Source organism: Exiguobacterium sp. s16 (genome assembly GCF_018618115.1).
Taxonomy (GTDB): domain Bacteria; phylum Bacillota; class Bacilli; order Exiguobacteriales; family Exiguobacteriaceae; genus Exiguobacterium; species Exiguobacterium mexicanum_A.
Map to the genome: position 1 here is coordinate 365419 of NZ_JACSLM010000001.1, position 13203 is coordinate 378621.

Sequence of the window (13203 nt, forward strand, 5' to 3'; positions counted from 1 at the left end):
TAAAGGGGGATTATCAGCTTGAAAGCTTCTCAAACGATGGACATCACACAAATCGATGTGCCGTGGATTGCCTCGCTACTTGGCGTCGGCAGTGACGCGAACGACTTCTCGGTCGGGTTTAACGCCTTGATCATCACGGTCATCTTATTGACGATACTCGTGTTTAAATTAGGTTTTGCCAAACAATTGACATGGTGGAAGTCGCTCGTCGTCTATATGCTGCTCGCACTCGGGGCAGGCACGATGGCGCTCGTCTTCTTCACATGGCCGATTCCAGAAGTTCTCCTTGTCATGGCTGTCGTCTTGGCAATCTACCGGGGCCGCCTCTGGTGGAACCGTCGACAAGGCGTCGAATCACACTGAAAAAATGGACGTTTCGCCCGAGGGCGAAACGTCCATTTTTGATTACCATCTCCGTTTTTGACGGAACGATGGATATAGGTGGAATTGGCCGGTCGCGGCACGCTCCGCGGTTCGCGCGGTGATGCGTTCTTGACACGTCTGGCACATGTACGTTTTAGCAGGTTTATTACGAAGTCGTTTCGCTTCGAACGACCACGAATCAATCGTATCGATTTTGTCACAAAGAGAGCACTTTACGCGCATGGTCTCACCTTCCTCTTCGTTGATTATAGCATGATTTCAGGAGAGAAAAGCAGGGAAAGAGGTTTGTAAGGGCGAATCCATTTCGTATACCCGTTCGGGAGGAGGGGAGTATATGGCGAGCAAAGCCGCGTTCGAACTCTCAAAGGCACAACAAGGTACGTTGAATGATATGCCATTGACATTTTTAATCACATTTGACGAACCGAAACGGTGGCCGATCACCCATGCCATCAGCTGGGTGCAAGCGCCGAATGAAGTAACGATACGTTTCGCCTTGACGAAAAATTCGCATTTGATCACGTTGCTTGGGAATGAACGGACCGCAAGTCTCATCTTTATAGAAGGAGGCCTGGCTTACAGTGTGGCCTTGTCGCATGTGGCCGAGTTCGAGCCAAGCGTGAAGCCGGGATTGCACCTTCGCTTTTTTGAAGGGCACGTTGAAGAAGTCCGTAACGTCTCCTTTTACGGGGCGACATATGGACAACCGGACATCGTCAAGACGTACGATGTCGAAGCAGCAGAAAAGCTGGACCGTGAAGTCAAGGAGAGTTTGAATTCTTGATCACCATCCTATTTTCGAGGGGCGGCAAAGTCTATGAAAAAAACGTATGTGCTCGATACGAACGTACTCTTACACGATCCACTATCCTTGTTCCAATTCGATGAGCACGATGTCGTCATCCCCGCCATCGTATTAGAAGAGCTTGACGGCAAAAAACGCAATATGGACGAGGTCGGACGTAACGCCCGTGAGACGGCGCGTGTACTCGACCAACTCCGCACGACCGGGAAACTGCATGACGGGGTACCGCTCGAGAATGGCGGTCACTTGTTCGTCGAGATCGGCCATGAACATACCGTCGATTTCCCGTTCGACGTCATGACGAACGATAACCGCATTTTGACCGTGGCGCTCGGCCTGATGAAACAATACGAGCACGACCGGACCCGTAAAGTCGTCGTCGTCTCGAAAGATATACTTGTCCGCGTCAAGGCGGACGCGATCGGTATTGAAGCCGAAGACTATTTGACCGACCATATCGTCGATACGACGAACCTATATGCCGGCTACCGGGAGATCGAGGTCGATCAAGCCGTCATCGATGAATTTTACAAAGTCCGTCAGCTGCCGCTGTCTGCGTTGACGAAAAATCAACTGTACCCGAATTCATTCGTCGTTTTAAAAAGCAACGTCTCGAAAGCGAGCGCAGTCGCGGTCGTCGATGCGCTGCAACCGATCCTTCGTCCGCTCTCCCTAGACGTCGAACACGTCTGGGGCATCCATCCGCGCAACGTCCAACAGCGGATGGCACTCGACTTGTTGCTTCGCGACGATATCCCGTTCGTGACGTTGCTCGGGAAAGCCGGAACCGGGAAGACACTTCTCGCGCTCGCGGCCGGGTTGTCGCTCGTTGAAGACGAGCGTCGTTTCAATAAGCTCGTCGTCGCCCGTCCGGTCGTCCCAATGGGGAACGATATCGGCTACTTGCCGGGCGAGATGGAAGAAAAACTGCGGCCTTGGATGCAACCGATTTACGATAACTTAGAGTTTTTGTTTAATGCCAATTCGAAAGACGAGCTCGGGAACATCTTGGCCGGCATCAAATCGATTCAGCTCGAGGCGCTCACGTATATCCGTGGCCGCAGCATGCCGGACCAGTTCATCATCATCGATGAGGCCCAGAACTTGACGAAACACGAGATCAAGACGATTCTGACCCGCGTCGGGGAGAATTCGAAAATCGTCCTCGTCGGCGACCCGTATCAAATCGATCACCCATATTTGGATGAATATTCGAACGGTCTCACGTACGCCGTCGAACGGTTCAAAGGGCAAAACGTATTCGGCCACGTCCAACTCATCAAAGGGGAGCGCTCGTCGCTTGCCCGGTTGGCCGCCGATTTACTATAACGAAAAACGCCGAGCGGCTGCTCGGCGTTTATTTTGTATTCGGATGAAGTGCCACTTGCACGTTCGATTTTTCGAGCAAGGCGTTCGTCAACATAATCAAACCGGTCACGATGAAGAGGGCGGAGAAGCCGAAATGCGCGACGACTTGAGACCCGAACAACGGTCCGAGCAAGTTACCCATGAACTGGGCCGACTGATTATAAGAGAAGATGCGCCCGGCCGCTCGGCTCGGCGTGTGTTGTCGCAAAAGCGACTGCACGGACGGCATGAGCGCCGCGGTGGCGAAACCGAGGCCGAATCGCAACACGACGAGTTGCGTCGTCGATGTCACGAACGCCTGTGGAATCAAGAAGGCACTATAGACGATGAGCGCCCAAAACAAGATACGTTCGGCCCCGTACCGGTCCGATAGCCGCCCGAGCCGCTGTGCGGAAATGAGCGCGGCCACACCCGGTGCCGAGGCGACGATGCCGGCGATAAAGGCGAGCGATGTCGTATACGGGTTCAATTCCCGGACATACAGTGTCAGTAACGGACCGACCGACTGCGTCGAGAAGGTGATTAAAAACGTCGTTAAAAAGAGACTTAAGATCAGTTGCGGATGGCGGAGCGAGGCGATGATCGATTTGGTCGAGTCTAGCCGTTCGCGCGCCACCGGGACGAAGTCCTCTTTGACGAACACGAGTGTGATGATGAACGTGATAAATAGGGCACTGCCGGTCAAGAGAAAAACGGGTCGAAGCCCAATCCAGTCGGCGAGGAGTCCTCCAATCAATGGACCGAGGAGTCCGCCGGTGATGCCACCGGTCGACAAGGTACCGAGCGCCCAGCCACTTTTCTCTTTTGGCGTTTGTGAAGCGATGAGGGTGATCCCCGCCGAGATGAACCCGGAGACGGCACCCATGAGGAGCCGAAGCCCGACGAGTTGATACACGTCTTGGACGAAACTGATGAGCGTCATCACGACAGCCATGCCGAGACTTGCCCGAATGAGCATCAGTTTGCGGCCTTTTTGGTCGGCGAGCCTTCCCCAGAGCGGGGAGACGATGGCGGCCACGAGGAACGTGGCACCGAAAGCGACGGCTGACCAGGTGACGACGTGATCGGGATTCGTGACCCCGAGCTCTTCGATAAATAAGGGGAGGAACGGTAAGACGAGGCTCATCGAGGCCGCCGTCAAAAAGCTACCGATCCAAACGATGATTAAGTTTTTCTTCCATAAAGGATACGTAAGCGTCACGACCTTTCAAACATGAAGTTTTTCCATAACCTATATGTTACACTTTGTGAAGTAAAAAGTCCAAAAAAATGAGAAGGCGCTATGGCCTTCTCGATCAAGCTTCTGTTCGCACCGCGATATGGTGGACGCCGCGCAAAACTTGCTGATTATGCAAGACGTATACCGGGCCGTCCGTGAGCACTTTCCCGTCCTTCGAGAACTGGAGATAGACGGTGCGTGCCTCATCGATTGATAGCGTGAGCACCGATTCCCCATAAAAGCTGACGTGTGTCGCCGTAGCGATTGGTTCAGCGTTTTGCAGGAACGGAGCGAACGGCATCGCGAACGAGTCGCGAAGCGCCGCGTCTTTATCGGCCCGAGTCATCGGTTTATTGTGGTCGACACGTGTCCCTTGTGTCAGGCCGTCGTCCCATGCCTTCCCCATCTTGGCATAATACGCTTCATTATCATTCTCAACCGCGCGGTCGAGTTCCTCGATGTTCCGCTTGCGGTCGTCGAAAATCCATACGGTCGGGTCAATCGTCAACGCGTGACGAACCGCTCCGTCTAGTGGAAAAATCATTGATACGCCCCCTTTATTCACGATACACTGTACATTATACAGCTCTTCCGGGGAAAAAGGGAAACTGCGAGAAACTCATAGTGAATCCAGACTGTTCATTGAATTATGATGAAATATAATGTACAGTTGAGTTATGACAAACAGTCTGTCATTGTACGGAGGAGGGGTCGTAGTGGCGACAAATTTGGCTGCAGTCCAACGGGAGCAAGCGCTTCAACTATTAGAGGCAGACGCTGAAAAAATCCGTTGTTTGATTGAAGTGCAGTTAGAAAACCTAAAAATGCCGAAGTGCCCGCTTTATGAAGAGGTGCTTGATACACATATGTTCGGTCTATCACGCCAAATTGATTTTGCGGTCCGTCTTGGACTCATTTCAGACATTGAAGGTAAAGGACTGCTCGATTCATTGGAACAAAAGCTGTCCGCCCTCGCGGAAGCTTCAGATTTATGAACCTTATACTCAAACTGTGCAAGCGGCGCTGTTTGAGTATTTTTTTATAATGGGTCAAGGATTGTTGTACATAAGGAAGTGAAAACATGAAAACTCGGTTTCGGTACTTTGATTTCTCACTGTTCATTGCGGTGCTCATGCTTGTCGGAATCAGCTCAATCATGATTTACAGTGCGAGCGTATGGAATCGCGGGGATTACGCGAACAGCGGTTTGTTCTATCGGCAACTCTTCTACGCCGGACTCGGGATTGTCGTCTACTTGATTGCGACGATGTTCCGCTATGAGAACTTTAGAAAACTAAATATTTTGTACGGCCTCTACCTCGTGTCGGTCGTCCTCTTGTTCGTCACGTGGGCGATGCCACCACTCAACGGGGCACGGGCGTGGCTCATCATCGGCGGATTCACGGTGCAACCGGTCGAGATTGCCAAGTTCGTGTTGATTTTATTGCTCGCGAACTATTATCACCAACTGTGGAACAATGAACTGAAAGGGTTGCCGGGACGACTCGGCCGAGCCGCGATCACGAAAAAAGGATTACGGGCCCAAGCCGGTGCCTTCTTCGTGATTCCCGTCATCTATTTCTTTCTCCCGTATGCGATCGCCATCAACGGGCAACCGGATATGGGAGGGCTGTTCGTCCTTGGCGCCATCATGTTCCTCATGTGGCTCGCCGTTGGGGCGCCGCTCCGAATCATCATCCCATCGGTGATCGCTGGGATCGGGGCCGTCTATTTGATGTTCACGACGATTTTTTCGGAAAACCAGCGCAGTCGGATCGAGGTCGTCTTCAATCCGTTCATGGATCCTGAAGGCTATGGCCATCAATTGCTCATGTCGATCATCTCGATCGTGCACGGAGGATTGACCGGTGTCGGTCTCGGCAACAGTTATCAGAAGTATGGGTATCTGCCCGAACCGGAGACGGACTACATCATGTCCATCATCGCGGAAGAGCTCGGTTTTGTCGGTGTCGTCGTCGTCCTCGTCCTGCTCTTTTTCATCGCGTTCCGCGCCGTCAATATCGCCAACCATAGCGATAGTCACTTCGCGATGTTCGTCTCATTCGGCATCGCTGCCCAAATCATGGTCCAAACCGGGATCAATATCGGGGCGATGTCGGGCTGGTTCCCGGGGACGGGGGTCACGCTTCCGCTCGTCAGTTACGGCGGGACGTCACTCATCATGACGATGGGCATTCTCGGAGTGCTCAGCAGCATCTCGATGCGAAACCGGCACCGGGAAGCGACAAGACGGGCTGAGATTCGTGAGAAATCAGCCGAAAATGTGCAAGGTTCATCGTTACATGTTGTCAGGTAAGAAGGTTCGAACTACTTAAATGGGGGGATTTATGTTGAAACCAATTAGCAAATTACTTGTAGCCAACCGTGGAGAGATCGCCATTCGTGTATTTAGGGCAGCCACTGAACTAGGAATGCGCACAGTCGCCGTCTATTCACAAGAAGACAGCGGCTCGTTACACCGTTTTAAAGCGGACGAGGCATATTTGATCGGTCTCGATAAAAAGCCGATTGACGCCTATCTCGATATCGAGGACGTGATTCGAATCGCGAAACAGTCGGGGGCTGACGCGATTCACCCAGGATACGGTTTCTTATCTGAGAACATCGAGCTCGCACGTCGTTGCCGCGAAGAAGGTATCATCTTCGTCGGTCCGAATGAATCGCATCTTCATGCGTTCGGGGATAAAGTTCGGGCCCGTCAAAGTGCGATCGCGGCCGGACTCCCGGTCATTCCAGGTTCAAACGGACCGCTCACATCATACGAAGACGCGCTCGAGTTTGCGAACGAGCACGGGTTCCCACTCATGGTCAAAGCGGCGATGGGCGGAGGCGGCCGCGGGATGCGTGTCATCCGTACGGAAGCCGAGATGAAAGATTTGATTGAACGTGCCAAGTCAGAGGCGAAGCAAGCGTTCGGTTCAGACGAAGTGTACATAGAAAAATTAGTGGAGCGTCCGAAACACATCGAGGTTCAGATTCTCGGGGACGATCACGGTAACATCATCCACTTGTTCGAACGTGACTGTTCGGTCCAACGTCGACATCAAAAAGTCGTCGAGGTCGCACCGTGTGTGACGTTGTCTGAGGAATCGCGCCAAGCGATTTGTGACGCGGCGGTTAAGCTCATGCGTCACGTCGGCTACATCAACGCCGGGACGGTCGAGTTCCTCGTCACGGAAGACGAGTCGTTCTACTTCATCGAGGTCAACCCGCGCATCCAAGTCGAGCACACGATCACAGAGATGGTGACCGGCTTCGATATCGTGCAGACCCAGCTCATGATCGCGCAAGGCGAGTCGCTCCACGGCGACGTCATCCATATGCCGAAACAAGAAGACATCAAATTGCTCGGTTACGCGATCCAGTCACGTGTCACGTCAGAAGACCCGGGCAACAACTTTATGCCGGACACGGGCAAAATTATGGCGTACCGCTCTCCGGGCGGCTTCGGGGTCCGACTCGACGGCGGGAACGCTTACGTCGGGGCCGAGATTTCACCGTATTATGACTCGCTTCTCGTGAAGCTGTCGACACACGGCATGACGTTCGAACAGGCGGCTTCGAAAATGGTCCGTAACTTGAACGAGTTCCGGATTCGCGGCATCAAGACGAACATTCCGTTCTTGATTAACGTGATGAAGCACCAGAACTTCATCAGCGGTGACTACAACACGTCGTTCATCGACGAGACGCCAGAATTGTTCGTCTTCCCGAAACGGAAAGACCGTGGAACGAAGTTGCTCAACTATATCGGCGACGTCACCGTGAATGGATTCCCGGGTGTCGGATTGAAAGATAAGCCGATTAGCCGCTCGGTCCGGATTCCGCAAGACCTTCCGGCTGAAGCCAAACCAGGTACGAAACAGATTTTGACGGAGCTAGGTCCGGACGGCCTTGCCGATTGGATCAAACGTCAACCTGAACTGTTGTTGACGGATACGACGATGCGAGACGCGCACCAGTCGCTTCTTGCGACGCGGATGCGGACACAAGACATCGTCAATATCGCCGAACCGACGAGTAAACTCATGCCAGAGTTATTCTCGGTCGAGGCATGGGGCGGGGCCACGTTCGACGTCGCCTATCGTTTCCTCTCGGAAGACCCATGGGTTCGCCTCATGCGGCTCCGCGAGAAGATGCCGAACGTCTTGATTCAAATGTTGCTTCGCGGCGCCAACGCGGTCGGGTATAAAAACTATGCCGACAACGTCATCGAACAGTTCGTCCATGAGGCGGCCTATGCGGGTGTCGACGTGTTCCGGATCTTCGACAGCTTGAACAACCTCGAGTCGATTCAACTTGCGATCGACGCGACGTTACCGACAGGAAAAGTCGCGGAAGCGGCCGTTTGTTATACAGGCGACCTGTACGATGGCAACCGTCCGAAGTACCACTTGCCGTACTATGTCGATTTGGCGAAGAAACTCGAAGCGAGCGGGGCCCACATCCTTGCCATCAAGGACATGGCCGGTCTGCTCAAGCCAGAGTCGGCATACGCGCTCGTCTCAGCCTTGAAAGATGCCGTCGATTTGCCGATCCACTTGCACACGCATGACGCTTCCGGCAACGGAATCTTCACGTATGCCCGGGCGACGGATGCGGGCGTCGACATCGTCGACGTGGCTGCGAGCTCGATGTCAGGCATGACGTCACAACCTTCAGGCGGCAGCTTGATTTATGCGCTCGATCACCATGAACGTCAACCGAAAATCGATGCGAAGCATTACGAGGTCATCAGCGACTACTGGCAAGACGTGCGTCATAACTATGAGCCGTTCGAAAGCGATATGCGTGCTTCGAACCCATCGGTTTATGAGCATGAGATGCCGGGCGGTCAGTATTCAAACTTGCAACAACAAGCGAAAGCGGTCGGGTTAGGCGACCGTTGGAGCGAAGTGAAGGCGATGTACGCCCGCGTCAACATGTTGTTCGGCGATATCGTCAAAGTGACGCCGTCGTCAAAAGTTGTCGGGGACATGGCACTGTTCATGGTCCAACATAACTTGAACGAACAAGATGTGGTCGAGCGGGGTCACCAACTCGACTTCCCAGACTCGGTCGTCGAAATGATGCGCGGTGAGCTCGGAACGCCTCCAGGCGGATTCCCGACAGACGTGCAACAAGCCATCTTGAAAGGCGAAAAACCGCTCGACGTACGTCCGGGTAAACTGATCGAACCGTATGATTTCAAGGCGGCGCAGACGAAGTTGTTCGAGAAGCTCGAGCGCCCGGTGACGGACTTCGAACTGCTCTCGAACGCGTTGTATCCGAAAGTGTTCGAGGATTACGTCACCCATTCGACGACGTATGGCGATGTATCCGTCCTCGACACGTTAACGTTCTTCTACGGCTTGAACGTCGGAGAGACGATTCAAGTCGAGATCGAGACCGGGAAGACGCTCATCATCAAACTCGTTCAAATCAGTGCGGCGAACGAGGACGGTATCCGTCTTGTCTCGTATGAGATGAACGGGGTACCGCGTGAAATCGAAATCAAAGACGTGAACGTGAAGTCGGCGACGACGAGCCGACCGAAAGTTGATCGGACGAACCCGAAACAAGTCGGTGCTTCGATGCCGGGATCGGTGTTGAAAGTGCTCGTCGAACCTGGTAGCCGTGTCCATCGCGGGGAACAGCTCCTCGTCACGGAAGCGATGAAGATGGAGACGACGGTCCAAGCCGCTCAAGACGGTGAAGTCAAAGCGGTCCATATTAAAGAAGGCGACACAATCCAAAGTGACGACTTATTGATTGAGTTTGTATAATGGAAAGAAGCATAGCGCGGCTATGCTTCTTTTTTAGATAGGAGTGGGAGAGATGAGACGAGTCTGTTGGTTTCGATCGGATTTTCGATTGACTGATAATCATATGTTACACCGGGTATTGAAAGACGCTGCTTCAGGCGATGAATTGGAGTTCGTCTTTTGGCTCAATCCGAACTATTGCGAGCCGTTCGAGACACGGCACGATTACTTTTTCGCGACGATGCGACAATTTATGGGTGAGCTCAAGGAGAACGGCCTCGGCCTGCGTGTCATCGTCGCCGACACGGCCGAAGTGTTCGTCGAAGCGCTCGGTCAGTTTGACACGCTATACTTTAACGCCGAGTATGTTGAACCGTTCAAGCAGCGCGACGATGCCGTCATCGAGGCGCTCGGGCAAGACGTCAAAGTCATCCGTCTGCTCGATCGGCATTTGTTTGCCCCGAACGCGTTCACGAAAAAAGACGGGGACCCGTACAAAGTGTATACGCCGTTCAAAAAGGCGGCCTACGCCGAAACGCCGCCCGCACCGTATGATGTCGATGTGACAGCGCTGAAGCAACTCGTCGCGACCGAACATGTCGTGCCTGCTGAATTGCGGCGTCAGTTCGACCGGTGCGAGCGTTCGTGGAAAGCGCTCGGAGAAGCGGCCGCGAAACGACGTTTGCATGACTTTGTCGCCAACCGGATCGACGCCTATGATGAGGACCGCGATATCCCGGCGATCGCCGGCACGAGCCGGATCTCTCCATATCTACGGACCGGGGTGTTGTCGATCCGCACCGTGGCGGAAGCAGTGCTGTCGGCGCCGAAATCGAGCGGACGCGACACGTATTACGATGAGCTGTTATGGCGCGAATTTTATTATATGATCATGGTTCAATTCCCGGGACTGAAAGACCGTCCGTTCAACGACAAGTATAAGCATCTCGACTGGGAAGACGATGACGAGAACTTCCAGGCGTGGTGTGAGGGGAAGACGGGTTACCCGATCGTCGACGCGGCGATGCGGCAACTGAACGAGACAGGTTGGATGCACAACCGGCTCCGGATGATCGTCGCCTCGTTCTTATCGAAACATTTACTGATCGACTGGCGAAAAGGGGAACGCTATTTCGAACAGAAACTGATCGATTATGAGGCAGCCTCGAATATTGGCGGCTGGCAATGGGCCGCCTCGGTCGGGACGGATGCGGTTCCGTACTTCCGCATCTTCAATCCGACGACGCAATCCGAGAAGTTTGATACCGAAGGGACGTTCATTCGGAAGTATGTGCCTGAACTCGCCGACCTCGACAAAAAGTCGATTCACTTTCCCGACCTCAGCGAGCGGGACGGATACATCGACCCAATCGTCGACCATAAGGAAGCGCGAGCCCGAGCGCTCGAACGGTTCAAGGATGCACAGTAAATAGGCATAGAAAAAAGGAGCGATGAACGTCGCTCCTTTTCGTGTGTTCGATTAAACTGATTTTTGTCGAGCGGACGCGGTCGTCTGCTTCTGACTCCGATACGCATGATATGCCAAGTACGAGACAATCCCGAAATAGCAGGTAATCAAGAACGCGTGGAGGAGCGGTACGTATGTGGCATGTCCCCCAAGTACAATCCACGCCCCCGTGCCGACTTGGAGCAAGATGAAGAACAAGGACGCCCACATCCCGGTCTCGACGAGTTGATTCGTCTCCCGTCGCGCCAAGTACAACACGTACAGCGTATAGAAGACGAGCAGTCCCGCCATGATGCGGTGCCCCATTTGGACGTACGACTCGAACGTCCACACGTTCTGGTCACAGATCGGCCAGCCCACGCACGCATACGTCGCGCCGAGGTGACGGACATAAGCACCCGTGTAGACGACGACCATCGTATAGATCGTCAAGCCGTAAAGGTGAATCTTCAATCGTTCGGAGACGGCCCGATGCAGACGTTCTCCTTCGAACAAGAGAATCGTCAAAATGAGAAGCGACGCGAACGAGACGAGCGAGATGCCGAAGTGGAGCGCGAGAATCGCGTCCGACTGTTGCCAGATGACGGCACCGGCGCCGATGATGGACTGGATGAGCATAAAGATGAACGCGAGGAACGCGAACACTTTGACGTCATAGCGGTTTTTGACGACCGCGAACGTCCAAACCGTCAATGCGATGATGAGGAGTCCTTCGATGCCGGAGACGACACGGTGACTGTACTCGATCATCGTCTCGACGCTCGGATTGGTCGGAATCAGTTTCCCGTGGCAGAGCGGCCAGTCTGTACCGCACCCGTCGCCGGAGTCGGTCTTCGTCACGGTTCCACCCATGATGAGAACGAGCATCATCCCGAGCGTGACGAGTGCTGAAAATAGTGCGAGTTTTTTATGCATTCGTTTCCACCTGCTTTTGAGAAAAATCACTAGAATTGTGCCTTGTCAGTTTATATTTTTTTCGCCATACTTATTATACGGCTTTACGTCGTAAAAACGAAACGGAAAAGCTTGCAATCGCTATCAAAATCGTTATTCTAGTATTAGCGTAGCGTTTTTACTGTGACAATTATCACACGTCTGTCACAAAAAACTAGCTATTTTACAAGCATAAACGACGTATTCTTTTTGAAAATATGGTATCTTTGTTATGAGTTAGGTGAACTTTGTTCATATTGTGTTTTTTCTGTGAAAAGAATACGAGGATTTCGTGATTAGTAGGGGGGTCAGTATGACAAAAGTCAACCCAGGGACAATGGCAGAAGTAGAATATACAGAATCCGCCTCGTTCCGCGACTATGTTGCTCTGGCAAAAATGGGAATCGTCCGCGCCAATCTATTGTTGGTGTTCGCCGGTTTCTTTGTAGCAGCAACATATCAGAGTGATACGCCAGTACTTTATTTGTTTGAAGTTTGGCCACAACTCTTATTAACGATGTTAGGAAGCGCGCTCGTCATCTCCGGGAGTTGTTACCTAAACAACTTCGTGGACCGTGATATCGATTACTTGATGGGACGTACAGACAACCGACCAAGTGTCACCGGGAAAATTTCGGGAGAACGGATTTTGCTCCTTGGATTAACGCAACTCGCGATCGGGACATTGCTCTTATTGATCGTGTCGTATGTGGCAGCAGTCTTCGGTTTAATCGGGGCATTTTTTTATGTCGTCATTTATACGATGTGGCTTAAACGAACGCACACGTTGAACACGGTCGTCGGCAGCATCTCCGGAGCGGTACCACCGCTCATCGGTTGGGCAGCCATCGATCCCGCGCTTCATATCGATGCGTGGCTCATGTTCCTCGTCATGTTCTTGTGGCAACCGCCACACTTCCTCGCGCTCGCCATGCGGCGTGTCGAGGAGTATCGAGCGGCCGGCATTCCGATGCTACCGGTCGTCAACGGCTTTGCGATCACCAAGCGCCAAATCATTTGGTGGATCGCGACACTCATTCCAGCGTCGCTCTTGTTCTTGCATTACGGTTTGATCTACGTGATCGTCGCGGCCGGTCTTGGGGGCTACTGGTTATATCTCGGCTTGAAAGGTTTCAAGGCCGAAGATGAGATCAAGTGGGCAAACAAAATGTTCTTTTATTCATTGATTTATTTAGTCGTGTGGATTGTCACGCTGGTATTGACGGCACTTTGATAGTCGCACTCACTATATAGAAACCAT

Annotated in this window: 12 protein-coding genes; 8 read left to right on the plus strand and 4 right to left on the minus strand. The window is 52.8% G+C overall.

Annotation, left to right across the window (positions count from 1 at the left end):
* Positions 1–18: 18 nt before the first annotated feature.
* Entirely contained in the window at positions 19–363 is a 345-nt protein-coding gene (locus KNP86_RS01905) for a YlaH-like family protein (RefSeq protein WP_232939276.1), read from the plus strand.
* Positions 364–405: 42 nt separating this feature from the next.
* Here KNP86_RS01905 and KNP86_RS01910 read toward each other — a convergent pair whose 3' ends face one another.
* Positions 406–606 (minus strand): YlaI family protein, encoded by a 201-nt coding sequence (locus KNP86_RS01910; protein WP_021067006.1) that lies wholly within the window; start codon positions 604–606, stop codon positions 406–408.
* Between the two features lie 112 nt (positions 607–718).
* Here KNP86_RS01910 and KNP86_RS01915 point away from each other — a divergent pair, with 112 nt between their 5' ends.
* Both KNP86_RS01915 and KNP86_RS01920 read left to right on the plus strand, forming a co-directional pair.
* Entirely contained in the window at positions 719–1168 is a 450-nt protein-coding gene (locus KNP86_RS01915; protein ID WP_034777031.1) for a PNPOx family protein, read from the plus strand.
* A 33-nt stretch (positions 1169–1201) separates the two neighbouring features.
* The gene (locus tag KNP86_RS01920) at positions 1202–2518 is read left to right on the plus strand and encodes a PhoH family protein (RefSeq protein ID WP_034777033.1); all 1317 of its coding nucleotides are present in this window, start codon (positions 1202–1204) and stop codon (positions 2516–2518) included.
* Positions 2519–2546: 28 nt separating this feature from the next.
* Here KNP86_RS01920 and KNP86_RS01925 read toward each other — a convergent pair whose 3' ends face one another.
* Together KNP86_RS01925 and KNP86_RS01930 are read right to left on the minus strand one after the other, a co-directional pair.
* On the minus strand, positions 2547–3758 hold the full coding sequence (locus tag KNP86_RS01925; protein WP_353048141.1) for a multidrug efflux MFS transporter: 1212 nt from the start codon (positions 3756–3758) through the stop codon (positions 2547–2549).
* A gap of 94 nt (positions 3759–3852) precedes the next feature.
* Positions 3853–4320 carry a hypothetical protein gene (locus tag KNP86_RS01930; protein ID WP_214752634.1) on the minus strand — a complete coding sequence of 156 codons (468 nt, stop codon included), beginning with the start codon at positions 4318–4320 and terminating at the stop codon, positions 3853–3855.
* 172 nt (positions 4321–4492) lie between these two features.
* Here KNP86_RS01930 and KNP86_RS01935 point away from each other — a divergent pair, with 172 nt between their 5' ends.
* The 4 genes from KNP86_RS01935 to KNP86_RS01950 all read left to right on the plus strand — a co-directional run bounded on the left by KNP86_RS01935 (position 4493) and on the right by KNP86_RS01950 (position 10970).
* Complete coding sequence (locus KNP86_RS01935; RefSeq protein ID WP_021067011.1) at positions 4493–4771, plus strand: Fpa/YlaN family protein; 279 nt, start codon at positions 4493–4495, stop codon at positions 4769–4771.
* An 86-nt stretch (positions 4772–4857) separates the two neighbouring features.
* Complete coding sequence (locus tag KNP86_RS01940) at positions 4858–6093, plus strand: FtsW/RodA/SpoVE family cell cycle protein (protein WP_214752636.1); 1236 nt, start codon at positions 4858–4860, stop codon at positions 6091–6093.
* A 31-nt stretch (positions 6094–6124) separates the two neighbouring features.
* On the plus strand, positions 6125–9562 hold the full coding sequence (locus KNP86_RS01945) for a pyruvate carboxylase (RefSeq protein WP_138859662.1): 3438 nt from the start codon (positions 6125–6127) through the stop codon (positions 9560–9562).
* 52 nt (positions 9563–9614) lie between these two features.
* Complete coding sequence (locus KNP86_RS01950; RefSeq protein ID WP_214752638.1) at positions 9615–10970, plus strand: cryptochrome/photolyase family protein; 1356 nt, start codon at positions 9615–9617, stop codon at positions 10968–10970.
* A gap of 51 nt (positions 10971–11021) precedes the next feature.
* Here KNP86_RS01950 and KNP86_RS01955 read toward each other — a convergent pair whose 3' ends face one another.
* A complete protein-coding gene (locus KNP86_RS01955) occupies positions 11022–11924 on the minus strand; it encodes a COX15/CtaA family protein (RefSeq protein ID WP_034777041.1) in 903 nt (300 codons plus the stop codon).
* Positions 11925–12255: 331 nt separating this feature from the next.
* On the opposite strand from KNP86_RS01955, the gene cyoE reads away from it, so the two are divergent.
* Positions 12256–13176, plus strand: a complete 921-nt coding sequence (gene cyoE, locus KNP86_RS01960) for a heme o synthase (RefSeq protein ID WP_034777042.1) — start codon at positions 12256–12258, stop codon at positions 13174–13176.
* Positions 13177–13203 lie beyond the last annotated feature (27 nt).

What these genes read in the sequence shown, in the direction of transcription:
- cyoE (WP_034777042.1), top strand. Translation starts at nt 12,256, where the DNA reads ATGACAAAAGTCAACCCAGGGACAATGGCAGAAGTAGAATATACAGAA.
- KNP86_RS01945 (WP_138859662.1), top strand. Translation starts at nt 6,125, where the DNA reads ATGTTGAAACCAATTAGCAAATTACTTGTAGCCAACCGTGGAGAGATC.
- KNP86_RS01920 (WP_034777033.1), top strand. Translation starts at nt 1,202, where the DNA reads ATGAAAAAAACGTATGTGCTCGATACGAACGTACTCTTACACGATCCA.
- KNP86_RS01915 (WP_034777031.1), top strand. Translation starts at nt 719, where the DNA reads ATGGCGAGCAAAGCCGCGTTCGAACTCTCAAAGGCACAACAAGGTACG.
- KNP86_RS01955 (WP_034777041.1), bottom strand. Translation starts at nt 11,924, where the DNA reads ATGCATAAAAAACTCGCACTATTTTCAGCACTCGTCACGCTCGGGATG.
- KNP86_RS01930 (WP_214752634.1), bottom strand. Translation starts at nt 4,320, where the DNA reads ATGATTTTTCCACTAGACGGAGCGGTTCGTCACGCGTTGACGATTGAC.
- KNP86_RS01910 (WP_021067006.1), bottom strand. Translation starts at nt 606, where the DNA reads ATGCGCGTAAAGTGCTCTCTTTGTGACAAAATCGATACGATTGATTCG.
- KNP86_RS01940 (WP_214752636.1), top strand. Translation starts at nt 4,858, where the DNA reads ATGAAAACTCGGTTTCGGTACTTTGATTTCTCACTGTTCATTGCGGTG.
- KNP86_RS01950 (WP_214752638.1), top strand. Translation starts at nt 9,615, where the DNA reads ATGAGACGAGTCTGTTGGTTTCGATCGGATTTTCGATTGACTGATAAT.